19 protein-coding genes, 1 tRNA gene and 1 pseudogene are annotated in these 25,855 nt (G+C 36.4%); 19 read left to right on the top strand and 2 right to left on the bottom strand.

Annotated features, from left to right (window positions below; genetic code table 11):
* A tRNA-Pro gene (locus FB379_RS03595) sits at positions 1 to 77 on the bottom strand.
* A gap of 141 nt (positions 78 to 218) precedes the next feature.
* Between FB379_RS03595 and FB379_RS03600 the strand changes: the two genes are divergently transcribed.
* From FB379_RS03600 to FB379_RS03610, 3 genes and pseudogenes are all read left to right on the top strand, one after another.
* A complete protein-coding gene (locus FB379_RS03600) occupies positions 219 to 1,187 on the top strand; it encodes an MBL fold metallo-hydrolase (RefSeq protein ID WP_133309079.1) in 969 nt (322 codons plus the stop codon).
* A 7-nt stretch (positions 1,188 to 1,194) separates the two neighbouring features.
* A pseudogene (locus FB379_RS03605) lies at positions 1,195 to 1,966 on the top strand (pirin family protein).
* 305 nt (positions 1,967 to 2,271) lie between these two features.
* Positions 2,272 to 3,651 (top strand): methyl-accepting chemotaxis protein, encoded by a 1,380-nt coding sequence (locus tag FB379_RS03610; protein WP_144597015.1) that lies wholly within the window; start codon positions 2,272 to 2,274, stop codon positions 3,649 to 3,651.
* 600 nt (positions 3,652 to 4,251) lie between these two features.
* Here the strand turns inward: FB379_RS03610 and FB379_RS03615 are convergent.
* Entirely contained in the window at positions 4,252 to 4,527 is a 276-nt protein-coding gene (locus FB379_RS03615) for a hypothetical protein (protein WP_063389581.1), read from the bottom strand.
* A gap of 137 nt (positions 4,528 to 4,664) precedes the next feature.
* Here FB379_RS03615 and FB379_RS03620 point away from each other — a divergent pair, with 137 nt between their 5' ends.
* The 16 genes from FB379_RS03620 to FB379_RS03695 all read left to right on the top strand — a co-directional run bounded on the left by FB379_RS03620 (position 4,665) and on the right by FB379_RS03695 (position 25,503).
* The gene (locus FB379_RS03620) at positions 4,665 to 4,982 is read left to right on the top strand and encodes a helix-turn-helix domain-containing protein (RefSeq protein ID WP_063389580.1); all 318 of its coding nucleotides are present in this window, start codon (positions 4,665 to 4,667) and stop codon (positions 4,980 to 4,982) included.
* 652 nt (positions 4,983 to 5,634) lie between these two features.
* Entirely contained in the window at positions 5,635 to 7,095 is a 1,461-nt protein-coding gene (locus FB379_RS03625; protein ID WP_144597017.1) for an aldehyde dehydrogenase family protein, read from the top strand.
* A gap of 400 nt (positions 7,096 to 7,495) precedes the next feature.
* Complete coding sequence (locus tag FB379_RS03630; protein WP_063389602.1) at positions 7,496 to 7,771, top strand: metal-sensing transcriptional repressor; 276 nt, start codon at positions 7,496 to 7,498, stop codon at positions 7,769 to 7,771.
* A gap of 12 nt (positions 7,772 to 7,783) precedes the next feature.
* A complete protein-coding gene (locus FB379_RS03635; protein ID WP_144597019.1) occupies positions 7,784 to 10,180 on the top strand; it encodes a heavy metal translocating P-type ATPase in 2,397 nt (798 codons plus the stop codon).
* Between the two features lie 57 nt (positions 10,181 to 10,237).
* Positions 10,238 to 10,441, top strand: coding sequence for a copper chaperone CopZ (gene copZ / locus FB379_RS03640; RefSeq protein WP_094245704.1), 204 nt, complete (start codon positions 10,238 to 10,240; stop codon positions 10,439 to 10,441).
* A gap of 703 nt (positions 10,442 to 11,144) precedes the next feature.
* Complete coding sequence (locus FB379_RS03645) at positions 11,145 to 11,594, top strand: DinB family protein (RefSeq protein WP_063389576.1); 450 nt, start codon at positions 11,145 to 11,147, stop codon at positions 11,592 to 11,594.
* A 69-nt stretch (positions 11,595 to 11,663) separates the two neighbouring features.
* Positions 11,664 to 12,029 (top strand): PH domain-containing protein, encoded by a 366-nt coding sequence (locus tag FB379_RS03650; RefSeq protein ID WP_063389575.1) that lies wholly within the window; start codon positions 11,664 to 11,666, stop codon positions 12,027 to 12,029.
* Between the two features lie 443 nt (positions 12,030 to 12,472).
* Positions 12,473 to 15,058, top strand: a complete 2,586-nt coding sequence (locus FB379_RS03655) for a PAS domain S-box protein (RefSeq protein ID WP_144597021.1) — start codon at positions 12,473 to 12,475, stop codon at positions 15,056 to 15,058.
* Positions 15,059 to 15,806: 748 nt separating this feature from the next.
* Positions 15,807 to 16,535, top strand: a complete 729-nt coding sequence (locus FB379_RS03660; RefSeq protein ID WP_066246638.1) for an EAL domain-containing protein — start codon at positions 15,807 to 15,809, stop codon at positions 16,533 to 16,535.
* Between the two features lie 60 nt (positions 16,536 to 16,595).
* Positions 16,596 to 18,635 (top strand): FapA family protein, encoded by a 2,040-nt coding sequence (locus FB379_RS03665; protein WP_144597023.1) that lies wholly within the window; start codon positions 16,596 to 16,598, stop codon positions 18,633 to 18,635.
* A 98-nt stretch (positions 18,636 to 18,733) separates the two neighbouring features.
* Complete coding sequence (locus FB379_RS03670; RefSeq protein WP_063389572.1) at positions 18,734 to 19,051, top strand: STAS domain-containing protein; 318 nt, start codon at positions 18,734 to 18,736, stop codon at positions 19,049 to 19,051.
* Between the two features lie 603 nt (positions 19,052 to 19,654).
* Positions 19,655 to 20,386 (top strand): LytR/AlgR family response regulator transcription factor, encoded by a 732-nt coding sequence (locus FB379_RS03675; RefSeq protein WP_063389570.1) that lies wholly within the window; start codon positions 19,655 to 19,657, stop codon positions 20,384 to 20,386.
* A gap of 135 nt (positions 20,387 to 20,521) precedes the next feature.
* Positions 20,522 to 22,621: an HD domain-containing phosphohydrolase gene (locus FB379_RS03680; protein WP_144597025.1), complete on the top strand. Its 2,100-nt coding sequence runs from the start codon at positions 20,522 to 20,524 to the stop codon at positions 22,619 to 22,621.
* A gap of 53 nt (positions 22,622 to 22,674) precedes the next feature.
* Entirely contained in the window at positions 22,675 to 24,294 is a 1,620-nt protein-coding gene (locus tag FB379_RS03685) for a methyl-accepting chemotaxis protein (RefSeq protein ID WP_158640158.1), read from the top strand.
* Positions 24,295 to 24,346: 52 nt separating this feature from the next.
* Positions 24,347 to 24,664, top strand: a complete 318-nt coding sequence (locus tag FB379_RS03690; RefSeq protein ID WP_063389567.1) for an STAS domain-containing protein — start codon at positions 24,347 to 24,349, stop codon at positions 24,662 to 24,664.
* 68 nt (positions 24,665 to 24,732) lie between these two features.
* Positions 24,733 to 25,503, top strand: a complete 771-nt coding sequence (locus tag FB379_RS03695) for a PP2C family protein-serine/threonine phosphatase (RefSeq protein ID WP_242009281.1) — start codon at positions 24,733 to 24,735, stop codon at positions 25,501 to 25,503.
* The last annotated feature ends 352 nt before the right edge of the window (positions 25,504 to 25,855 follow it).

Consider the following 25,855-nt stretch of genomic DNA (forward strand, 5'->3'; position numbering starts at 1 on the left):
TGGTCGGGAAGACAGGATTTGAACCTGCGACCCCCACGTCCCGAACGTGGTGCTCTGCCAAGCTGAGCTACTTCCCGAAAAACGTCAGCATTGATATTATATATTAAAATAAAAAATTTGTCATCAAAAAATTTTAACCAATCAACAAAAAGTTTGGAAAAGGAAATTAATCTTTTTTTGTTGAATTATGTAGTAGGCAAATAAAAGAAAGGAGTCACATAACATTGAAGGTACAAAACATTGGCGATGACATCACATTAATTGATCTTTTTGACTTAGGATTAGAAAACAGAACAGGGGCTTACGTTCTTCACGAAAAAGAGCTGACCATCATCGAAACAAGCGCGAGCCCGTCTGTCCCATATTTATTAAAAGGTCTTGATAGTTTAGGAATTGATCCGAAGGATGTTCAAAACATCATTGTTACGCACATTCATTTAGATCATTCGGGAGGTGTCGGGCTTTTCCTTAAACATTGCCCAAAAGCAAAAGTGTTCGTCCATCCCCGCGGGAAACGTCATTTGCAAGATCCATCCAGATTAATTGCCAGCGCCAAAATGGTGTATGGAGAGGAGCAATTTCAAAAATTGTTTGATCCGATTTTGCCCGTGCCAGAAGACCAGCTAGTTGTAAAAGAAGATTTGGAAACGCTTCAAGTAGGCGATGATCGCGTGCTGACGTTTTATCACACACCAGGTCATGCGAATCACCATTTTTGTATACATGATTCCAAAAGCAACGGCATCTTTACCGGCGACACGATCGGAGTTTTTTATTCAATGCTCTTAGATTCAGACTTAGAGTTTTATTTGCCGTCTACTTCTCCTAACCAGTTTGATCCGGATAAAATGCTTGAATCATGTGAAAGAATCGAAGCATTAAACGTTTCGAAAATATTTTTCGGTCATTTTGGCATGAGCGAGCATCCAGAGGAAGTTTATAAACAGCTAAAATATTGGCTGGACATTTTTGTAGATCAAGGCAAAGCGGTTGTAAAAGAGCATGGAAGCTTGCCGTTTGAAGAAAGATCAAAGCTTCTATCTGATAGATTGTACAGCACGCTGCAAGATTACTTAAAGAAAAAACATATTTCCGAAGATCATCAAGTGCACGAGTATTTAAAAATCGATATGGGCATTTGTGCGCAAGGGATTATTGATTACTTGCAAAAAGCAGAAAATAGATAAGGCTTGTATGGAAAGGGATATACGCAAAATTAAAAATGTTGCGTTACAAACGAATAATCCGACTCATACTAATGGGTTTGTGTTAGAACCTGGTAATTGGGAGGAATATGATCGATTTTAATGCTTGCGGAGGATATTTTTCAGCAAGGGACGTTTGACCTTCATCCCCATCGGGGAATCGAAACTGTCACATATGTAATTGACGGGATTTTGGAGCATTTTGATAACAAAAATGGATATGGCAAGCAAAGCCGGGGATGTTCAATGGATGACTGCTGGAAGAGGAGTAATCCATCAAGAAGATCCTGCACCTGGATCTACCGTTCACAGTCTGCAGCTGTGGGTTAATTTGCCGAGTTCAAAAAAACTGACCGCTCCCCGCTATCAAAATTTGAAAAGTGCTGACAGGCCAGTTAGAAAAGAAAAAGGAGCGTTGATTCGGATTTTTTCTGGTTCGTCAAAAGGTATTCAAGCGCCGACTAAAAAATTACGTTCCTGTCACGATGGTGGAAATGATTCTGGAACCTGATGCGTCCGTTCATCAAGATCTTCCGGAAAACTATAATGGTTTTCTTTATATTTTAGAAGGAAAAGGCTTGTTTGGTGCGTCTAAAACAAAAGGGGAAAAAGGGCAAGTGCTGTTTTTAACAAAGGGTGCTGAGGGAGAGGAAAGCTACATAACCGTCACAACGACAGACAAACTCCGGCTGCTTCTATATGCGGGAGAACCTCTCCATGAACCTGTCACAGCTTACGGTCCGTTTGTTATGAACACGTAAGAAGAAATACGGCAAGCAATCGTCGACTATCAAACAGGAAAGTTTGAATGAAAGAGAATAACAGTTTGATAAACTCTCCGACTTTTATGCACGGAAGGAGAGTATTTTTTTTGTAAATAAAAATTATTTCTCGGGAAAGCGCAAAATTCAACAATGATAAAGAAAAAACGAGAAAAAAGGTAGCATCTGTCGAATGGTTGTATATTGAAATGTTTTGTGTCAGATTATGTGACATAAATTATGTTTCGTTCTTGTTCGGCTTGTTACAATAAAGAGTAAATTAGTGGAGACAGTAGGTGATAAATATGCTGTTTTTAAAAAAATGGAATCGAGCAGCGGATCATGAAGAAGATAGACAAAAAAAACAAATGGAGGATTCGTTTGCGGCACAGGTGGAAGTTGCTGCGGATCAATTAAAAGGCGTCATTGAGCAAATGAAATTAACCGCTGTTTCCCTTGATGAACGATCTTCCTCGAGTAAAAAAAGCACGTTTCAGCTATTAGAGCATATTGAGCAGACCGCGCAAGACACAAATAACGTTTCAGAAAAGATGCGTAAAATTGAAGAGGCAGCTGTGAAAATCACAGCATCTTCTCAAGAGATACATTCCTCAAGTATATTATTTTATGAACAGCTCGTAAAATCGAAAACGCAGCTGCAAAAAATACAAGAAGAAACGGAACAGCTGCGGCAAAATCATTTGAAAATTCTTGATCAAATGGATCGGCTCGTTTCTTTTTCCAAACAAATGGATCACATTCTTTCTTCGATTGGAGCGATTTCTCTAAAAACAAAAATACTTGCATTAAATGCAAATATCGAATCGGCAAGAGCCGGAATACATGGGAAAAGCTTCTCGGTCGTTGCAAATGAAATTGGAAATTTAGCAAACCAAACGCATGATGCGGTTGAAGAAACACATCAAATTCTTTCTTCGATTCAATCAGAAATTGAGTTTTCGACCAAAATGGTAAAATCGGAAAACGATCAGATGAAAAAGAATGTGGCTGAATTACTATCTTTAATTGATGTTATCCATTCCTTTCAAACATCGTTGGGTAAAATCACATCAATGGTATCGGATTCGAAAGACGCTGTCGAATTGCAGTGTGATCATGTACAGGAAATTACTACGGTGCTCAAGCAAATATCAGATATGGCTCATGAAAATAAAACATATGCACTGAGAGTTTCAGAAGATATGGATAAGCAGCACCAGCATATTGAAGAGATGATTGCCATCAGCGAGACATTGGATCAAACCTCTAAAGAGCTGCAAACGTTAGTCAAAAGGGATCAGCTTCAACAAATTACAGAAATAGATTTGGCAAAAATCAATGAAATGAAAGAAAAAGTGATGAATCTTTTATCACAATTTCCATTGTATGAACTAGATGCGGATGTTCATAAAAAAGCATTGGATCAATTTTTTGAGGAGAACGAGCATATCGAAGCTATTTGGTCGAATCGACTGGACGGTACATTCGTTTATTCCAACCCTTCTGCAGGCTTAATAAATGCAAAAGCCCGTCCTTGGTTTATCGAAGCTAGTAAAAATAAAATCTTTATATCAAGCATCTATACATCTGCTGTTACAAAAAAACCGTGCATCACCATTTCCTTCCCCATTCATAAGAACGGAGACATCGTCGGGGTTATCGGTGTCGATTTAATAGTAAAATAAGCAGATGGTTTCAATCCTTTTTGAAACGATATAATTTTCGCCCTTTTATTTAAAAATGCGGTTTCACAACCGCGTTTTTCTTTTCTCTCAAACAAGAAAATTAAAAAAAAGAGAATGAATACTCAAAAAATTTTCAGAAAGATTAGCCTGTTTTTCTGCTCGATCCATCCGCTTCTCTTTAACTCCGCAACACAATGCTTAAAGCATTTTTTTAATGATGGATAAGAACATGTCTTTTTCCTCGCTTCCATTACGAGCCGCAAAATTTCCCCTTCGTTAAAGCCGTTTCTCTTGTTTATATGGAGCAAATAAAAACAAGTCAATAAAATCCAGACACACACTTCAGACAAATTTCCTTTGGCAAATTCTTTAAAAACGAATTCCGGGACTTGAAAATACCTATTTTTTACATTTTTATGTAGATGCTGTTCAATAATTGATTCATGATGGTCTTTTTTATACTCATTATTAAATATGTAGAGAGGCAGTGAAAAATATTTACGATGTTCATAGAAAGAAGGATTTAATTCATTTGTCAACATCTTGACCCCCAAAAACCCTTTTGATCAGCATGAACGGGAAATATTTTCGTAGAATTGTTTATTTTTGGCCGGTGCCCGCTTTTGTTTCTTCCAGTTTGATAAGAAAGGAAATGACATCTGCAAGTGCTTGCCTATAAACTAGCAAATTTTGAGTATCCATCAAACAATAGATGGTTCCTTTTAAATCATCGCAATCGTTTTTGGCTATGCCCAGCTTTTTAAGCTTTTCTTCAAGCTCGTTGTATAGAGCTTTGAGCTCACGGTTTTGTCGATTTAACAAAGCTTGCTCAATTCGATTATAAGCGAATTCATTGAAAGCTTGCTCAAAGTTCATCTATGCTCACCCAACCCTTTGAAGATAAAAATGAATAAAAAATATTCATTTTTATAGTAATACAAAACGAATTGAAAGTAAAATAGGAAAACGTTAAACTATATTATAGATGAAGTAGCAAAGAAGGAATGTAACAGATGGAAATCAATAAAAAAATCGGAGAACAAATAAGAGAAGTGCGAAAAAAGTATAATATATCGATGGTTCAACTGGCCGAGGATTTGGAAATTTCTCAGCCAAGGCTTTCCAGAATCGAAAATGGTGAACAAGAAATTCCTATTAGCCTCATTCAAAAGTTTTGCCAAAGATTTAATATACCGATGGGAAGCTTTTTTAAAATGATCGATAACGAGGACATATCCCTTGTTGATGATCAAGTAGAACATATTCTTTCTACTTTAAATGATGAGCAAAAGAAAGCATTGTATGTTTTTTTATCTTCTTTTCAAAAATAACCCTCCATCCCTTGATCCCTTCATGAATTCGTGACGAAAGGCAGACCGAAAATAAACGAACAAATGTTCCTTTTTATTTTACCATGTTTTGATAGTTTTTGGAAGCGGTGAGAATCCTCTTTATTTTATTTTTATGGAGAGTTGAATCACCGCTTTTTAGATCCAGGCAAGTAACTGCCGTATTATATGCACAGTAAAAATGGAACATGCTGATGCATCGGCTTAAAATATTTTGCTAGAATGTAAGAAGCCAAAAAGTATGTTTGAACAAAACTATATACAGTTGATCCACTTTTCAAAAGCACAATCAAATGGAACTTCTGAACCATTTCAATAAAAATGACTCGAAAATCATTTAAACATTGTCGTAATAAAGCGAGAAATATTTGGGATTTGAGTTGGAATGGAAGTCGGCAGCGAAACATATTTATCTATAAAACGGAGCATAACTGCTATGTTGATGCAGCTTCCTAGAAAATCTTACAGTTCTCAATGAAAGGTTTTTTAGAAGCTCGCCAATTTCATGGCGGGCCAAGCAAATTGATACAATGACAGCAGGACGAAAAATATGAAATGATGCTTAATGATTGACAGCCGCGCCATAAACTAATAAAATTGGATTGAAAATTCGGAATTTTTAGGAGGGGACCAAATGGAGAAATTTGAGAACTACAATAAAAGCTATATTAACGGACAATGGGTTGAAGGAAAAAGCGAAAGCATATTTGAAGATGTTAATCCTTACGATAATTCCCTCATCACAAAAGTGCGTTTAGCAACAAGAGAACAAGTGCAAGAAGCATTTGAAATCGCTCAACAGGCACAAAAAAAATGGGCGAAATCGTCTGTTGAAGAAAGAAAGGAAGTTATTCGAAAAGCAGAAGAATATTTAAAGTCTCATCAGGATGAAATTGTAAGCGTTATCACTCGTGAGACAGGCGGAACTGTTTTAAAGGCGAATGTAGAATTGCACTTGACGCTGGAGGTTCTCGAAGAAGCCTTGAACTATGCAGGAGCCATACATGAAGTCAGGGAAGTCCCAAGTGCAATTGAAGGGAAAGTGAACAAAATTTACCGTCTTCCGCTCGGAGTGATTTCATCAATATCACCGTTCAATTTCCCGATGAATTTATCGATGAGAACAATCGCTCCTGCGATTGCATTAGGAAACAGCGTTGTCCATAAACCGGATATACAGGTAGGTCTTGTTGGAGGCTCGATCATTGCGAAAGCATTTGAATATGCCGGACTTCCAAAAGGAGTCTTCAACATGATTTTAACCGATATTCCTGAAATCGGTGATGAAATGTTGACAAATCCGATTCCGCGCTTAATTAGTTTTACCGGCTCCACCGCCGTTGGCAGACATATCGGTGAAATTGCTGGCCGCAATTTGAAACGGGTTGCGCTGGAGCTTGGAGGCAACAGTCCGTTTGTCGTGCTGTCGGATGCCAACGTAGACCAGGCAGTGAACGCCGCTGTTTTCGGCAAGTTTATCCACCAAGGACAAATTTGTATGATCGTCAATCGCTTTATCGTTCATAAAGATCATTACGATGAATTTGTGGAAAAATTTGTTTCCAGAGCAAAATCTCTTCCTTATGGGAACCCTTCCGATCCCAATACGGTCATTGGACCATTAATCAATGAAACGCAGCTGAAAAAAGCTTTAAGCTACATTGAAGAAGCTAAGAAGGAAGGCGCAACACTTGTCTTAGAAGGGAAAAGAGAAGGAAACGTCCTCACTCCATTTGTCTTTACGAATGTCAAAAATTCAAGCAAGCTCGCGCAAACAGAAGTTTTTGCGCCCATCGCGACAATCACTAAGGCTGAATCAGATGAAGAAGCGATTGAAATGGCAAATGACACTGAATATGGTTTAAGTTCTTCTATTTTCACCAGCGACTTGAATAGAGGGGAACAGCTTGCGTTGTCCATTGATTCAGGCATGACCCATATCAATGACCAAACAGTCAATGATGCTCCAAATATTCCATTCGGCGGAAACAAAGGAAGCGGTTTAGGACGTTTCGGAAATCCATGGGTTGTCGACGAATTTACCGTGACAAAATGGGTTTCAGTTCAAGAAAAAGAGCGTCAATTTCCGTTTTAATGATGACCACTCCCTATACATTGTGTAGGGAGTGATTTATTGTAAGAGGAATTTTGGACGAGGAAATTCCTTTTGGGGAATAAGCGATAGTTCTAGAGAAAAATATAAAAATACATCCTCTTTATAAACGAAAACAATTTCATGAAGGCACCTCTCATGCTATCTGATTTTTTATTAAAACGAATCTTGCCAATTTTTGAATTTTATTGTCCACTCTTAAGTATGCGGTCAGCTTTTGCAGAAAATTGTGTTTCACGACTTGATAGAGTTGAATCTTTGTAAAAAAAACTAGAAAGATGAATCATTTGCTTTTTATACCTATAACGGGTATAATGTATACAAACGAAAGGAGGGAGGGGTGTCAGTGACAGAAAATGAAAAACATGATCACGAGAAAATAATGGTTCCTAGAACTTCTGATGAAATAGACAAGCTTTTAAAGAGGCTGAAACGGATTGAAGGGCAGGTTCGCGGGGTACAAAAAATGATTGAGGACAATCGTTATTGCATTGATATTTTAGTCCAAATTTCAGCCATTCAAGCTGCGCTGCAAAAAGTAGGTTTCAACCTGTTGGAGCGGCATGCCAGCCATTGTGTTGCGAAAGCGATCAAAGAAGGAAGCGGTGATGAGTCGATTCGCGAGCTGATGGATGTGATCAAACAGTTTTCTAAATAAGAGGTGGAACAAATGAGCGAACAGAAGCTTGTCACATTAAACATTACCGGCATGACATGTGCTGCATGTTCCGCGCGCATTGAGAAAGTGCTGAATAAAATGGACGGAGTAGAGGCAACTGTCAATTTAGCGATGGAAAAAGCAACTATTCATTATAACCCTTCGAAACAAAATCTTTTAGACATCCAGCGGAAAATTGAACAGTTAGGTTACGGCGTCGAATCGGAAAAAGTAACATTGGATATTGAAGGCATGACGTGTGCCGCATGCAGTGCACGTATTGAAAAAGGGCTGAAAAGAACGGAAGGCGTTGTAAATGCGACTGTCAATTTAGCGACAAACAGCGCTGTTGTGGAATATAGGGAAGGCGTTGTTTCGGTTGAAGATCTTTTAGAGAAAATAAAAAAGCTTGGTTATAAAGGACAAGTTCGGGACGAGACTACCCATCAATCGGATCGAAAAAAAGAACAATTGCATCATAAAAAAAGAAAGCTTATTGTTTCTATTTTATTATCACTTCCTTTATTGTATACAATGATCGCCCATTTACCGTTTGAAACGGGGCTTGCGGTGCCGGATCTGTTTATGAATCCGTGGTTTCAGCTGTTGCTGGCAACACCTGTTCAATTTTATATCGGCGGCTCATTTTACACAGGAGCTTACCGGGCTTTAAGAAACAAAAGCGCAAACATGGACGTGCTCGTGGCGCTCGGCACATCAGCAGCCTACTTTTATAGTTTGTACGAAGCGATCAAATCAATCGGTCGTTCCGATCATATGCCGCATCTATATTTTGAAACGAGCGCAATCTTGATCACCCTAGTGCTCGTTGGAAAATATTTTGAAGCGATTGCAAAAGGTAGAACGACAGAAGCTATTTCCAAGCTGTTAAGCCTGCAAGCGAAGGACGCGCTTGTCATCCGTGACGGGAAGGAAGAATGGATCCCGCTGGAGCAAGTAAAAGTAGGGGATGAGATAATCGTAAAGCCCGGAGAAAAAATTCCAGTCGATGGAACGGTCATTTCTGGAATGTCTTCTGTCGATGAATCGATGATCACAGGTGAATCTATCCCGGTTGAGAAAAAAGTAGGGGATGCAGTAATTGGCTCCACAATCAATACAAACGGCCTTTTAACAATACGGGCAGAAAAGGTTGGGAAGGATACCGCTCTTGCCAACATCATTAAAATTGTTGAAGAAGCGCAAGGATCGAAAGCGCCAATACAGCGAATGGCCGATGTCATATCCGGTATATTCGTTCCTATTGTTGTAGGCGTTGCGATCGTGATGTTTGCTGTTTGGTATTTGTTCATAACGCCATATGATATGGCAAGAGCGTTAGAAGTAGCGATTTCTATTCTTGTCATCGCCTGTCCTTGTGCACTCGGATTGGCGACGCCGACATCGATCATGGTCGGATCAGGAAAAGGGGCAGAAAACGGGATTTTATTTAAAGGGGGAGAGCATCTAGAAGAAACACATAAAATCAATGCGGTCCTCCTTGACAAAACGGGAACGGTAACAAAAGGAAAACCGGAAGTGACCGATTGTATTGAATTAAAAACAGGCATGCTTTATTATGCCGCTTCTGCGGAGAGCGCTTCTGAACATCCGCTTGCCCAAGCAATTGTGGAATTCGGTAAAGCACGTTCCATCAACATACAAAAGCCGGAGCATTTTAAAGCCGTGACTGGACATGGCATCGAAGCCAAAGTAGATGGAAAACATATACTTGTTGGCACAAGAAAGCTGATGAAAGAACGGTCGATTGCAACTTCAGACCATGAGGAGAAAATGGTGAAGCTTGAATCAGAAGGAAAAACAGCTATGCTAGTTGCAATTGATGGGGAGCTTTCCGGCATCATCGCTGTCGCTGATACTATTAAAGAAAGCTCAAAAAAAGCCATTCAAACATTGAAGGAAATGGGAATCAACATATTTATGGCAACGGGAGACAATAAAAGAACAGCGGAAACAGTAGCGAAGGAAGCGGGGATCGGGCAAGTATATGCTGAAGTGCTTCCGGAGGAAAAAGCGAAAATCGTGGAGGATCTACAAAAGCAAGGATATCGTGTAGCAATGGTTGGAGACGGAATGAATGACGCACCCGCTCTAGCAGTTGCCGACATCGGCATGGCGATCGGAACCGGGACAGATGTCGCCATCGAAACGGCTGACGTCACCTTGGTCGGAGGCGATTTAACACACATTCCAAAAGCGATTTCCTTGAGCCAAAAAACGATGAAAAACATTCGGCAAAACTTATTTTGGGCTCTTTTCTACAATTCAATCGGCATACCAGTTGCCGCCCTTGGCCTCTTGGAGCCTTGGATCGCCGGAGCAGCGATGGCACTCAGTTCAGTTTCCGTTGTCACAAACGCGCTGCGTCTAAAACGAATTAAACTGTAAAGTATTTGCAACGATTTAATCTGAATATCTTAAAATCATACTAAGGAGGAAATGAAAATGAATCTTACATTTCAAGTAGAAGGAATGTCTTGCAATCACTGCAAAATGGCTGTTACAAACGCTCTAAAAGAGCTGGACGGAGTCGAAAAGGTCGAAGTATCACTTGAAAAAGGAACTGTTGAGGTAGAATATGACGACAAAAAAGTAACAATTGAAAAAATGAAAAACGCCATTGAAGATCAAGGCTACGATGTCAAGTAACCATCCTCTCCTAAAAGGGGATGGTTTTCCTTTTGCTAGTTCTATATGAAGAGCTTCAATGCCTCAAAAGGTTGAAAAGAAGAGTCAGGCTATTACAACCTCTTTCCTTCTATAGATATAAATATTAACTATTTGTCGTTTGATGTCAGCATGCCCCTTTCCTTCTTCTATTATTAAATACTAACTGATAGCAAGTAAACTATTGATTGCTTGATCTGTCCAGCAAGCATATGATCTATCCGACTTTTAAAGTTTGCGAAATGATTGAACGAATCAATGAGAAAATCGGCTGTCAAGCAGGTATATTGAATATGTAATTTTGCATAATATTTGACAGAAGTTGGATTAATAATAGAGAGCTTAATTATGCTCGCAGACTGAAAAAATGTTTAAATTTTTAAGCGAACTCATGTTATAATTGTTTCAACACTTGTCATTTTGCGAGGCAGAATGCAAAACTCTGAACAATCTTTGGAGTGGCTTTCCCAAAAAGTTTTAAAAGGTTGGATATCTCCCAATTTGATAAAACAGTAAAAAACAGGAATTCATAATCAAGAGCTTGTCAACAATAAATTATTAGAATATTCGAAAAATACACCGTGTATTTGACGAACTTTTATACGATAAAACCTAATCATTGTCAGTTAACTCAAAGGAACAGCATTTGCTGCATACATAGTAAAGTAAAGAAGGAGGATTTTTATTGGAAACGATTCAAAAGATGTTTGAGCACTTGCATTGGGCGAACGAGCGTATATTAGACACTTTGCAAAAGATTGAAGGGGAAAATAATGGGGCGCTGCGCTTGTTTTCGCATATTCTTTTAACTGAAAAACTATGGTTTACAAGATTGCAAGGATTGGACAGCTCACACATTGCGATTTGGGAGGATGTACATATAGATGCCTGTGCAGAACTTGCAAAACAAAATGAACAGAGCATTACATCGTTTTTGAAAAATTTGACGAATCGTGATTTAGACAACATTGTCACTTACAAAAACAGTAAAGGAATCGAGTTTCAAAATACATTAAGGGAAATTTTAACTCATGTCGCTTTGCACGGACATTACCATCGAGGACAGATCAACTTGAGACTGCGATCTGAACGGCATGAACCAGTGAACGTTGATTTTATCACATTTGTAAGATAAGCTCCAAGACAGTTTGCCAAAATTATGTTTATTGTTCATAAATGAAGCAAATAGGGGATGAAATCAGGTATGGCAAATGTAGGTTCTATTATGACTTGGACGTTTTATGAAGAGACAGATGTTCCAAAAGAAGTGGAGGAAATTTTAATTGAAGGGGAAACTGCGGAAGCTGCGTATAAAACGGTTCGAGATGTTGCGGTCGTGACGAACAAAAGAATAATCATTGCCGATCGTCAAGGAATTACAGGTAAAAAAGTGGAAATCTACACCATTCCATTTAAATCGATTGTCATGTATTCTTCTGAAAATGGAGGAAAGATTGACCTTAATGCAGAACTCGAACTATGGACTAGGGCAGGGAAATTCAAATTATTATTAAATAAAAAAGTGAATATTCGGAAGCTTGATCGAATTATTGCAAGTCATATTCTGTAGTTGTACTCTTTAAATCAAAAGAATTTTTATATTTTACAAAAATAAATAAATATAACATTTACAATGCTGCACTAAGAGATTTTTGAATCAATAGGTGCAATAAAATGCAAAGATTGTTAAGAACATTTAAAATTGCTTCTATGAAATTTTTCATATAGAATGATTGTTTGAGAGCAATAGCACCTATAAAATTTCTTAAATCTCGGTGCTTTTTTTGTTTTTTCAATACTAGGATGACGCTTTAAATTCCGCTTTTTAAAAAAAGTATCCCGCTTATCTGCAAAGCTCTTTGGCATATTACTCCACCGTCTTCAAAAACAGTTTTAATATTTTACTAAAAAAACTGTTCCGTTCTGTTCAAATTGGTTCCACAGAGTAAAAATAATTGTCTAACCTTCTTTATTTGTTTATGATGTAAGCAAATAAGATAAGGTGTGTGAAACATGGAAGCTTTGTTTAATTGGGAGTTAGTGATTTCATCTGTCGTCATGGCAATCATTGCTTCTTTTTTTTCTGTTCACATGATTCAGAACATACAGGTGTCTACTGAAAAAGATAAGTGGTTATACATATTGTTAGGAACGATATGGGTAGGGTTAGGAATTTGGACAATGCAATTTATTGACATGCTCGGTGATGATTTATATTTGATTGCAACGTATCACACCGTCTATACGTTATTATCTTTTTTGCTAGGGATCATTGCATCATTCGCTGCTTTTTCCATGAAAGATAAACAAAAAAATGTTTCTAATGCAGCGGCGATTTCGATTGTAGTGGGTTTAAGTATTTTTGTAATATATTATATTGGTATAAAATCATTGAAAGGGAATGAATATGACGGATTTTATTCCGTTCTTTCTAACTTAATCGCTTTTGTTTTAGCGGGAGCAGTGATTGCCTTTTTCCATCACAATAAGCGATCTCAAAAGCTTCAAATGAAAGCGATCATAATACCTTCAATTGTTTTGGGATTGGGTATTTTCATTTTTCAATACACGGTAATGAATGAAATAAAAAAAGCTGGATTATTCATATATGAGCAGATTTATTTGGTTTCTACATTGCTGGCAAATCAACTTCTCCTTTCAATCATCATGATTTTTATGATTTTTGCATTTGTTCAAAAAGAAAAAAACAAGCTAGAAAGAAAGTTTGAAACAACAAATCTATATTACGAGTCATTGATTTCGTATAATCCGTATATCGTTTTCATCATTAATATCGACGGAATGATTACGAATATAAATCCTAAAGGATTAGAAATCTTAAAAGCAAAAAAAGAACAAATGATTCATCAATCGATTTTTTCGTTTTTGCCTCAAGACGATACCGAAAGGGTAAAACAGAAAATGAATCGTTTGTTGGAGCATAACGAAAATGAAATGGAAGTTTCGTTTAAAAATAGTAAAGGTGAATGGATTCCTTTACTTATAACGTTTGTCCCTATGATCGTTGAAGGAAAAAATGAAGGTTTTTTCGTCATCGCCAAAGATATGAAAGAATTAAAACAATATCAAAAACGACTTCGAAAAATGCAGAAAGATTTAATGAATACATTAGAACGTCAGCAAGGAATGACATTTAAGTTCGTCAAAATAAACGATCAGTTTATCCATACGTTATGTGCAGGGGAATTGCTCTATAAACTTGGCTATTCTCCCCATGAGATTATTGGAAAGGATTTGCGGGATTTTTTGCCGAAAGAAGTCGCTGAAGGGCAGCTTCGAGCTTATCAGAAAGCCTGGAATGGCGAGATTGTCCATTTTGAGGGAAAGCTGAACGGATATGATTACTTGGCTGTGTTAAGTCCGGTTATAGAAAATGGAAAAGTTGTTGAAGTCATCGGTTCTTGTGTAGACATAACCGTCAGAAAAGAGCAGGAAATGAAATTAAATGAGTCGAATGCACTAAGACGGACGATTATTGACAATCTGCCAATCGGAATTGTTGTGATTGATCATGAAATGAAGATTATCGCCTTAAATAAGACGATATTGAAAATTTTTCAAATCAATGAGCCAATAAAACAGCTGATTGGGAAAAACATCACAAATTATTTTCCAGCCGTTGGCCGAAAGGTTGAAGAGAACACAGGGGAAGTATCAAAGATTTTCACGCCCTATAAGCATTTCTCTGATGAAGTGAACATCAAAAATAGTAAAATCTTGAAAAGAAGTTATTTTCCTTTTTATATGGACGGGAAACTGAAAGGCCATTTATGGACGTTTGAAGATATAACAGAACAAAAGAAGATGGAAAACAGCATTATTCAGGCGAAAGAAGAAGCCGTCAAAGCCAATATGGCGAAATCGGAATTTTTATCGAAAATGAGTCATGAATTAAGAACGCCGTTAAATGGAATCCTTGGTTTTTCTCATTTGTTGGAACTAGATAAAACGTTAACGGAGCAGCAGCAAGCATTTGTGGAAGAAATTTTAAAAGGAGGCCGCCATTTATTAAATTTGATTAATGAAATTTTAGATCTTTCCAGAATTGAAACAGGAAAAATAAAAATTTCAAATGACGAAGTACAAATTGATTCGGTCATATGTGAATGTATAGCATTGATGAAGCCAGCGGCAAACAAAAAAAGGATCAAAATCATCAAAAGCATTGATCAGTGTGTGGATCAAATGATCCACATTGATTCGTTAAGATTAAAACAAGTCATTTTAAATTTGTTAGATAACGCGATTAAATATAATGTTGAAGGTGGACAGATCCATATAACCTGTAAATGTCAAAACGGATTTCTAGTTATTCACATAATTGATACCGGCATCGGGATATGCGAAGAAGAATTGAAAAAAATATATGAACCTTTTTATCGTATTCAACATGTGCAAGTTGAAGGAACCGGTCTCGGACTTTCACTTGTAAAACAACTGATAGAGCTGATGAACGGGGAATTTGGGGTTGTTAGCAAAATAGGAGAAGGAAGTGACTTTTGGATTAAACTGCCTATGTTGAATCGAGAAACGAATCATGCTGTTAAGAAAGATCTAGAACACAGGCAGCACCATTAATATATATAAACTGTTTTCTATGTTTACGGAAAATGCCGCATGAGTTATGGGAAAAATGTTATTTTGTTCAAATAGGTTAAAAGAGTTCCGTTTAATGTGCTGGAAATGTTGGAATTTAATGACTGACCGTTCAGTTGCCTTGTTACAAAGTGTTTTGCAATATTCAATATGCAAAAGTAAAAGGTTTGATGAAAATCAAAGCTTTTTTCATTCCAGTGATAATGAAAACCTTTTCTTAAGCAAAAGATACCATCTTGTGGAAATACAGGAAATGAGAATTATAAAAAACTTTATTAGACGAACACGTCAAACTTGCCGGCAATGTCGATAAAAGCAGAAGAATTTCATACTTGAACAGGAGGCTTGCTAATCATAGCAGCTTCTTTTTTTTTCATAAATACAATTTCCTAGTTACAAAATCATGAATACAAGACAATGACGATTCTAAAGCTTTTCCTTCTGGATTCAAACTTCTGCTAAAAAAAATGAAATAATTTTAGTATGATTATTTAGTCATAGGTCTTTTTTGCTATTGTTTTTAGTTCAAAAGAACTATTTGGGCAATATTTGTAAGTTTGAATAAAAAAGTCGTAAAATGTCGGATTTTTGACATATTCTGTCCTCTATCATTTTTCTTAAGTCAAAATACGTTCCTCTCATGCTGGAGGCTGGTTAGACAATAAGTTGGAATACAGTTACATTGAACATAGAACAAAAATATCATAAAACATGGCAAGGGAGGGAAAAGATGAGAAACAGTGCAGCCAATAAAATGGAATCAGTTTATCAACCGATTTGGGATTTAAATAATTGGAATGTATTTGGATATGAGGCATTTTTAACCTTTCCAGATGGCCAAATGGACATAGAAAAAATATATGAACTGGCACGGGGAAAAGGATGTCTTTATGAACTGAACATAAAGGCGATATTAAATGCGATTACGTGTTTTCCGATTGAACGTTTGGATGATTCATTAATATTCGTCAATCTTTTCCCTTCCACACTCATTCATCATCAATTCGAAAAATTTGTCGAGCGGTTATTGAAACAATATCCTCAAATACAAGAAAAAGTTGTATTTCAAATAAATCATACACCAAGTGAAAAGCATATATGGGACTTGCCAGATTTAAAAGATAAAATAAACATGTTAAAGAAAAACGGTTTTGATGTAGCATTATATGGCGTTGGAAATGGAACGGCTGTTTTACAACAAATTGTTGATTTTTCAGCAAGCTATATTAAACTTGATCGGCATTTTACTAAAGAATTATATCGTTCTAAAGAAAAACAGCACATTGTCTCGCTTTTAGTGCAATATGCAAAACAACAAATCACTATTATCTTGGAAGGAATCGAAAAGGAGATGGACTTAGCTAAGGCAAAATTGTTAAAAGTTCCTGTTGGCCAAGGAAATTTATTAGGAAAACCAGAAAAATCAGCCGTCCACACCATTGAAGATATTTTTCGATAAGCACTCCGACAGATGAATGAACATGTTTCTCCTGAATTTTATATGGAGAGGTAGATGCAAATGAATCAGTCAGTTTTAGCGAAAGGAAAAAACATACAGGAAGCGATCGAACTAGGTTTGAGTATTTTAGGGACTGATAAGGAGAAAGTTTCGATTGAAATCATCGAAAAAGGCGGCAAAGGATTTTGGAAAATTGGTTCTAAACAGGCGATCGTCAGATTAACAAAGCTGGATGATCAGGAAACATCTTCTAAGCAAAGCTCTATAAAACAGGATCCCTTAGAACAGATCATTGATTCGTTAGAAATCGAATCATTTGCAAGCTCTGAACCAATAAAAGAAAATTCATTAGAAGGTAAAGTGTGGATAAAAGATGGAAAATTATATTGCCAGCCAGCTTCAAATAAATACCCGACCGTTACTGTTGGAAAAGGAATAAAGTTGTATAAAAATGGTCAACTCATTACCGGAACAACCATCGTAACTGAAATGGATGAGTATAAAATTCAAACGGATGAAGTTGTAACGGAAGGTAAATGGGATATTACGATCGACTCTGACAAGCTGCATGTTTTTTTACAAATAGAACCAGGGTATCGAAAAACGTATAAAGTGAAAGATATCGAACCTAGTGAGCATATTGTATTAGAAGGAGAAGAAATTGTTGAAACGATTCCAGCAGTTGATTACAATCAAATTTTAAAAAAACTGGAAGAGCTGCGAGTTATTCATGGATTTAACCATAATGAGATTATTAAAGCAATTCATACGGACCGGCCAGGAAAATTTACAATTGCATCTGGCATGAAACCAAAAGAAGGGGAAAATGGAAAAATCGAGCTTCTCGTTGATTTAAATAAAGGAGCAAAAGTGAAAGAAAAAGAAGACGGAACCGTCGATTTTCGTGAAAAACAGGAGTTTCCTTCAGTTGAAAAAGGGCAGGTCATTGCTATTGTACATCCTCCTGTCCCTGGAATACCTGGAATTACGGTTACGAACGAACCTTTACCACCTAAACCGACATATCCGCTTACGATTCAGCCGGGAAAGGGAATCGCTCTTATCGAGCAAGGTAAAAAAATTTTAGCTACAGAAACGGGGCGTCCTCTCATTGAACAAAGGGGATTAATCGTCAGAGTATCTATATTGCCAAAACTTGTACATTCTCATGATGTGAATTTATTATCAGGAAACATTCGTTTTAAGGGTGATCTGGACGTTCTTGGCAATGTGGAAGAGGGAATGGTTGTAGAGGCGGATGGAAACATTTTGATTCAAAAAAATGTATATGGAGCTACAATTTCATCGAAAAATGCCATTGTCGTTCATGGAAGCTTTATTAAAAGCACAATCTCAGCAGGAAAACAAAATATTTATTCATCCGAGCTCATTCGATTATTAACAAGTATTCAAGAACAAATGGATCAATTGATCAAATCCATTTATCAAGTCATTAAGCTCCCTGCATATAAAATGTCAGACTATTCATCAAAAGGATTACAGCCGTTAATAAAAATTTTGCTTGAAAAAAAGTTCAATAATTTGCTTACGCTTGTAAAGCAATATATTGCGACCTGCAATAATGGGAGTCATATTTTAGAGCTGGAATGGCTAACAATTAGCGAACAGTTAAGACTATGTTTCCTTTCACCTGCTGTAAATGAATACCATACGATCGAAAAAATCAATCAGCTCATGCAAAAAATAACTGAACTGTTAGAGCGGCAAAAAAATGAACAAGATGATCACTGTTTTGTCAAACTAAAGTATGCTCAAAATAGCACCATTTATTCCCGAGGGGACATTTTTATAACTGGACAAGGCTGTTTTAACAGCAAAGTGTATGCTGGTGGAACGATCGCCATAAAAAATGTCCTCAGAGGTGGGGAAATATTTTCCGAAAAAGAGGTCATGGTGAGAGAGAGCGGTTCAGAAAGCGGGGTTATGACAAAAATCAGCGTGCCAAGCAATGGAAAAATTATCATTGATCATGCCAATGAAGGGACAATCATCGAAATAGGAAAAATGAAGCATGTGTTTCATGAAGGGAAAAGAAACATAATAGCGAAATTAGATAAAAATGGAAATCTTGTATTTTAGCGACATAAAAACAGTTGACGTTTGAAAAGGACGTGCCGTTTATTAAAAGATTTTTCAGCAAAACGAACAGGCATGATTTAGAAAGGAAGAATTTTTGTATGTTTTCTTATAGCCTCGATCAATTGAACGAAAAAGCATACGTCCGGTTTGTCGGAGATTTAGATATTGAAGTCGCGGAATTAATGGAAACAGAAATTATTCCGGCTCTGCAAACCTATACAAATATTGAGTTTGATTTTCAAGAAGTTCCTTTCGTTGATTCCACCGGGATTGGACTGTTATTAAATTTAATCGAGACAGTCAAAAAGAATGGGTTGGATGTTCAAGTGAAAATAAAAAACGTTCAACCTTTAGTGAAAGATGTATTTGATATGCTCCAATTAGATAAAATTTTAGGAGAAAATGTATTTGTATAGGTATTACGATAATGAAGTGGGATGAGTGCTATTTTAGAAGCAGAAAACAACATGTAGACGATGCAGTATTGGTAGAAATCAGCAAAACAGCCGATTTCTACCTTTTGATATGTAAAAAAATACTAATATTGGCATTTTGTGTATTTTACAGATTGTTGAAGACTGAGTTGTGAGCCCGGGGAAAAATCAAATTTTTTCTATAATGTTTCTGTTAAAATAATTTTTATTTCAAATTGGCATCCCGGCGGTTTTATATCGGGAAAAGATTTGAATTGCAGAACGATCCTTGCAAGAAATCGACGCATTTCAACTTTTTCGCAGCTTGCAAGCATCTTTTCGGCGACAAAATTTGATTATAATGAAAAACTTATTTTATGAAAATATTTATGTGAAATTCATAAAGCAAAACGGCTTTTCAGCATTTTATGTACTTGGATAAACATCGAAGACGCTGTCTGCATCATGGAGACATCCAACAAGGAAAGATGCCGGTTTCATCCGCAATTCATGCTTTCCTTTTGAAAAGGAACATCATCATCCATGCAGAATACACAATAAACTCAAAAAGACGGCACGCAAACTAGAGCAACGAGGTGGAGATTTATGGAGAAATACAAACTGATTATTGCAGATGATGATCACCCTTCAAGACTGATTTTATCCCATTTTATTCAATTGTTCCCCCAATATGAAATCGTCTGTGAGGCAGCTGACGGAGAAGAATTAATTCAACGATTTATGAAGAAAATTCCTGATATTGTTTTAGTTGATGTCGATATGCCGAAAATTAACGGAATGGAAGCTATGAAAATATGTAAAGAAATACATCCGTCCTTGCAAGTCATCTTTACAACTGGGTATGATGAATTTGCTGTTGAGGCATTTAATCTGTCTGCTACAGATTATATCGTAAAGCCAATTGAACGGACTCGATTATTTACGGCGCTTGAAAAGGCGAAAAAAGCGATTGAAATAGAGAAAAAATTATTAAACAAGCATCCATTTAAAGAGATTAAAAAGCTTTCGATTAAATCGAATCAAACCTTTCATTACATCTCATCAGACGACATTCTTTTTATTGAGAAGAACGGAAGAAAAACGGTGTTTCATACTGCAGAACATCAACACGAAACAAACGAATCCCTGCAAGAAATAGAAGGGAAATTGCCTTGTAATTTCTATAAAACTCATCGTTCCTATATTGTTAATTTGAAAAAGATCATAAAAATTGAACCACAAGGCGAAACGTATGCCGCCCATTTTTCTGGAAGCGATAAAGTTGCCTACATTTCGAAATTGAAAATACAAGAGGTGCACGGATTGTTAAGGGCATGATATTTGCAAGGGAGAAGTTTTAAAATGGATTTTTTCTTTTTTATATTGAAAAAGCTTTAAAAATTATTCGGGGATTTTTCATTCAATTCGTAAAATATGTCTGACCCGAGTTTTTAAAAGAAAGGTGTATCATACATGCCGATCTTGTTGAAAGAGAAAGGGTTCATGCTTATTGTCATCGGCTTTGGCCTGCCCATTATTCTAATACAATTATGGAGTTTAGAGAAAACACATATGCCATTTGCCATTTTAATAGCGATTCTTGCAGGGATATTAGAAATATTTCCTATCGAACTCCGCAATGGTAAGAAGCTTTCTTGTTCAAGCATTTTTAACATTGTGGTTCTTGTTCAAATGGGAATTCCGGAAGCTGTGATTGTTGTTTTCATCGCTTCTTTATTCTTATTTTACAATAGCAAATTAAGCTTTATTTCTTGGTTATTTCAGGCTAGTCAATGTGCGGTTGCTGTTTTTTTAGCAGGATTTGTATTTGAGTATTTTTTTGGCAAACTCGGCGTTTTTACATATATAACCTCCGTTTTCGCATTTGCATGCACAACGTTTATATATTTTTTCATCTTTTTTGCCATTACAATGAGCTATAAGAGTCTCGTTTTCTCTCAAAATTTTTCGGATGTTTTGAAAACAGAGATGAATGATACATTGCTAGCATTTGCTGTGACATTTATTTTAGGATTTCGGCTTGCTGCTATTGATTACGATCAACAGCCTTTTCCATTTTGGTTTGAAACGATCTTTGCCGTCGCTGTTTTTCTATTCGCTCGATCCATTGCTCAAGTACTAGTTCGTCATAGAAAAAACCATTTGACGACCTTAGAAAATATTACACAGTATATGGAACAAAAAGTTCATTTGCCGAAGGGGCATTCTAAAAGGGTAGGAGATTTAGCACGCCGCATCGCAGAAGAGTTAAAGTTAAGCCCCAAACATGTTGATGCTGTTCATTACGCTGCCTTGTTGCATGATATTGGAAAAATACAAATGGAGCATGAAATTTTTCAGAAGCACGGGGCTCTTACGCTTGAAGAAGAAAAGCTTTATAAACAACATTCCGAGTTAGGGGCAAAGATGGTTTCAGCAATATCGGGAATCGAAAAAGCTGCCCAGTATGTCCGTTTTCATCACGAACAATGGGATGGAAAAGGCTATCCGGATGGAAAAAAAGGAGAAGAAATTCCATTGGGAGCCCGCATTATTGCTGCGGCAAATGAGTATGACAAATTGATGCATTCTTCTGGAATTATCAATCAAAAGAAAGCTTTTCAAAATTTAAAGAATACAAAACTTGATCCAAAATTAGTAGAAATTGTTTTAAAAATAGCTGATTTCAAAAAGGCAGGCAAAGATCATCATCCGGGATTGATTCAGGCTCAAAATCAGCAGCACTTTCACGATATAAAATATAAAGGCTCGAAGCTTCTGAAAGATTTTGCTGTTGTACAAGCTGTATTTTATCAAAATGGCAGCTTCTATCATATAAATGGCGAAAAAGTTCAGATTCCTTGTGAACAACAAATCAAAAGCCTGATTACGAATCATCCTATTCAAAATGGATATGCACATGAATTTATTGAAGATGTTCCAAGTCGGAAAATGTATAACGTTCATTGGATCTGTTTGGAAAAGAAAATATTATGTCTATTGTTTGATGTAAGTCATTTACGAGAATATGAGAGAAAACAAGAATTGAGGATACGTACAATTTACCGTGATTGTTTATACGCCGTCACACAAGGAAAATTGACTCTGATTGAACGGGAAGAATTAAAAAGCTTTAATCAAGGTGAGAAAATTGCAGAATTTCCTGTTTCTGAAAAAAATGATGTTGCGGCATGTAGAACATTTATTGACCAGTTGTTAAAAGATCGGCATATTTCAGAAAAGAAAAGATATAATGTGCTCTTATCTATTTCTGAAGCTGTAACAAATGTATTAAAGCATGCGGTTGAAGGAAAAATGAAAGTTTATTTGAACCATGATTGGTTAAAAGTGATTGTAGAAGATAAAGGAAATGGCATCAAATTAAGCGAACTGCCGAAATCAATATTGTTAGAAGGTTATTCCAGCAAACGGTCATTTGGGCACGGTTTCAGCATTATGTTAAAAATGATGGATAAAATTTCAATATATACAAGTACAGAAGGAACGACGATTATTTTAGAAGTAGATTTAAAGGATCGACTCATAGAGAGAAGAAAAAACATTCCATTATGATAAAGATCATTTTGCAATCAAGTACTTGATCCTTTCGTTCGGAGTGAATGCGGATGAATTTCTTAAAGAATAAAACGATCATTGGTCAAATTATTACAATGATTGCGCTTATTCCGATTATTATTTGTTCTATTTTCATCTTTATTTTTGTCAGGCAGATGGAGAAAGAATTTGATCATTTTCATAGAAATGATGTGTTACGAACAGCAAGCATTTTAAAAAGCGCGATAGAAATCAGCGAAAATTCCAAAAAAACGGTTGAACGTTTAATTGACGAAAAGCTGCACTTAATTTCAAAAGAGATTGCAAAAGAATTGCGCGGGAAAACGATCGAGGAAGTGACTCAGCAAGATTTAATTGCATTGCGCAATAAATATGATGTGTACAATATTTCTTTATTGGTAAGAAGAAATGATGATATAATCATTGCCCAATCTTCAGACCCAAATGAAATTGGTTTAAGCACAAAAGAGTGGGGGTATTGGTATGATGCTTTTCAACAACTGATGTCAGGTAAGCCTGTAACAGTAGGGAAAGGTTATTATCAAGAACATTATTGGGTTGGTCCGATCTCCAAATCAGACTGGGAAAACAAATATTTTAAATATGCCTATTATTATGACGGAACAACTGAATTTATGATTAATCCGTATATTCTTGATTCTGAAATTTATCATGCAACGAAGCATTCGGATCCTGAAGCGCTTATTCATTCCATTTTAAAATTTAAAGAAAGTGAAATCGAAGAAATTGCGGTTATAAATGCCAATGTACTGCTTCGGAGCGAAAATCGAGATATTATTGAACCGGAAAGAGATGCGCCGATATTATATGGAAAAAATTCATATAAGCATGAAAAAGATCATTTTTATATTCAAAAAGTTCTGAAAGAAAATCAAATGGAGTCAGTGAAACTGGGGGAAAACTATCGGAAATATTATCTGCCAATTCCAAATGACAGGGTTATTACGATTGTCACCGACTTAAGCGCTGGCACAAAGTTTTTTCATAATATCATTTTTTTGTTTGTCCTGTCATTTGTTGCTGCCTTTGTCATCATATTTTTCGTTTTGCAGGTCATTACGAAAAAATATTTAACTCCGATCCCTACTATTCACCGTTATATTAATAAAATTGCAGCAGGCGATTTGACCGAAGAAATTCATGTCGATCAGAAAAATGAATTCGGTGATATTGCTGCCCATTTAAATGAAATGACTGACCGCATCAGCCAATTAATTGTCGATATTAAAAACGATATTGAAACATTAAGGCTCGTTTCAAACGTTTTATCAGAGACAGTGCACTCTTACTTTCATGTCATGGACGAAGTTTCAACAACCATGACGAAGGAATCGCGGGAAATTTTTCACGAAATAGAATTAGAGGTGAAAGAAATACGACAAAACTATGAAAATATCAATCAACAACTGGAAAAACTAAAAGAAGCGAATCATTTTGAATTCCATCATGTCTCTAATTTTATTATTCAATCAAGTCATCAACTCATAAGACTGAATGATTTGATGAAACAAAATGTCAAAAAAGTTACGGAAATGAATTTATCTTCTTTTGATGCGATACAGCAATTGAATGAAATTATTATTCAATTAGACAACCTTTCAAAGGATTTAGAAAATAAAATAAATAAATTTAAAGTTCAAGAATCATGAAACACATAAAGGTGAAAATGATTGCTCAGTTTTTCTGCTAAGGAGGGTATGTATGGGTCTTACGGTTCAAAAGGAAATTCAAGATCAAAGCCTCACATTATACATTAAAGGAGTTTTAGATATTTCAACGGCTCATGTGTTTCATGCTCATTTTAATGAAATCGGCAATTTTCAAGTATTGACGATTGATTTTAGCTATTTGGAATTCATTGATTCATCCGGAATTGGTGAAATCATCGATTTAATTTATTTATCTCAAGAAAAAAACATTAAATTAGTTTTTAAAGGTATGAATGATTTCACAAACCATTTATTTGAAACAGTTGGATTATACGAAATTTTAAAATCGATTCAAGGGGAGGTTGTTTGATGCAAAGAGACTTTTTAACGTATCAGCAATCTTCCTATACGATAGAAGATGTTAAGAGAAAGGAACAAATGCTGCAAAGGGAAATAAACTTGGCACGGACGATACAAACAACGTTGTTGAACGGGCATGCTCCATCGATCGAAGGGGGAGAGGTATTTGGCTATTCTATACCTGCCCGATTAATTGGCGGGGATTATTACGACTTTTATCCGCTTGTCAACGGAAAAGTGCGCATCGTTATTGGGGATGTGATGGGAAAAGGGATTCCTGCTGCGATGCTCATGATCTTAACGCGCGGCGCCTTTCGGACAGCCGCTGAAAGCACGCAAAGCCCCGGAAAGACGCTGACTGCAATGAACAAAGCGTTATACAATGATTTGAGAAAGTTAAAATCTTTTGTTACCGTTTTCTGTGCCGATTGGGATCCGCTGTCGGGAACGTTTACATATGCAAATGCCGGCCATCATCTTCCGCTGTTTATAAGAGGCGATGCGGTACATGAGCTTCCAAAAGTGAAAGGGATTATGATTGGCGGTCTTCCTAATCAAATTTACCATGAAGAATCGATCCAATTATTTGAACATGATTCAATTTTCTTTTATACAGACGGAATCATTGAGGCGCAGAATAAACGCGGCGAGCAATTTACATTGGCACGGCTGATCGAAACGTTAAAACAAAATCAGGATAAAAATGCTGGGGAGATTGAAAAAAAAGTGCTGGAATCGATTCATAAATTTACAGAAGGCGTTCCGCAAAAAGATGATATGACTATGGTATTCTTAAAAGTAGGGAAACAAAAAGTCGATATTTCAAGTTTAAATTCGCCTGTCATGTAACGTTTATTTGAAAACGTGATTGTTTGGAGGAATTGAAATAAAAAATTTTACACTAGTTGGAAAAATAAATCTTGGGCTGGGAATCGCTTTTATCATAGCTGCTCTTTTCCTATTCATGCAGCATTTTTACAATGTGATTTATTTAAACCGTTTTCTTTTTGAGATTTCGTTCGTTTGTCTTGGACTTTCATGAATGTTTTCAGCAGCTTTTTATCAAAAATCGAATGGAACATGATTATGCTTTTTGGACAAAATGACGGGGCTGTCCGATAAGTCCCTAAAATGAAGCAAGTGGAGAAAAACAATTCGTTTCTCTCCACTTGCTTTTATATTTTTTCGATTTTTATCTGAA

Source organism: Aeribacillus composti (assembly GCF_007827555.1).
Classification (GTDB): domain Bacteria; phylum Bacillota; class Bacilli; order Bacillales; family Aeribacillaceae; genus Aeribacillus; species Aeribacillus composti.

Coding starts and splice junctions, on each gene's coding strand:
- FB379_RS03675 (WP_063389570.1), top strand. CDS start 19,655: ATGGAGAAATACAAACTGATTATTGCAGATGATGATCACCCTTCAAGA.
- FB379_RS03630 (WP_063389602.1), top strand. CDS start 7,496: ATGGTTCCTAGAACTTCTGATGAAATAGACAAGCTTTTAAAGAGGCTG.
- copZ (WP_094245704.1), top strand. CDS start 10,238: ATGAATCTTACATTTCAAGTAGAAGGAATGTCTTGCAATCACTGCAAA.
- FB379_RS03620 (WP_063389580.1), top strand. CDS start 4,665: ATGGAAATCAATAAAAAAATCGGAGAACAAATAAGAGAAGTGCGAAAA.
- FB379_RS03655 (WP_144597021.1), top strand. CDS start 12,473: ATGGAAGCTTTGTTTAATTGGGAGTTAGTGATTTCATCTGTCGTCATG.
- FB379_RS03670 (WP_063389572.1), top strand. CDS start 18,734: ATGTTTTCTTATAGCCTCGATCAATTGAACGAAAAAGCATACGTCCGG.
- FB379_RS03660 (WP_066246638.1), top strand. CDS start 15,807: ATGAGAAACAGTGCAGCCAATAAAATGGAATCAGTTTATCAACCGATT.
- FB379_RS03695 (WP_242009281.1), top strand. CDS start 24,733: ATGCTGCAAAGGGAAATAAACTTGGCACGGACGATACAAACAACGTTG.
- FB379_RS03680 (WP_144597025.1), top strand. CDS start 20,522: ATGCCGATCTTGTTGAAAGAGAAAGGGTTCATGCTTATTGTCATCGGC.
- FB379_RS03665 (WP_144597023.1), top strand. CDS start 16,596: ATGAATCAGTCAGTTTTAGCGAAAGGAAAAAACATACAGGAAGCGATC.
- FB379_RS03615 (WP_063389581.1), bottom strand. CDS start 4,527: ATGAACTTTGAGCAAGCTTTCAATGAATTCGCTTATAATCGAATTGAG.
- FB379_RS03690 (WP_063389567.1), top strand. CDS start 24,347: ATGGGTCTTACGGTTCAAAAGGAAATTCAAGATCAAAGCCTCACATTA.
- FB379_RS03625 (WP_144597017.1), top strand. CDS start 5,635: ATGGAGAAATTTGAGAACTACAATAAAAGCTATATTAACGGACAATGG.
- FB379_RS03685 (WP_158640158.1), top strand. CDS start 22,675: ATGAATTTCTTAAAGAATAAAACGATCATTGGTCAAATTATTACAATG.
- FB379_RS03650 (WP_063389575.1), top strand. CDS start 11,664: ATGGCAAATGTAGGTTCTATTATGACTTGGACGTTTTATGAAGAGACA.
- FB379_RS03635 (WP_144597019.1), top strand. CDS start 7,784: ATGAGCGAACAGAAGCTTGTCACATTAAACATTACCGGCATGACATGT.
- FB379_RS03610 (WP_144597015.1), top strand. CDS start 2,272: ATGCTGTTTTTAAAAAAATGGAATCGAGCAGCGGATCATGAAGAAGAT.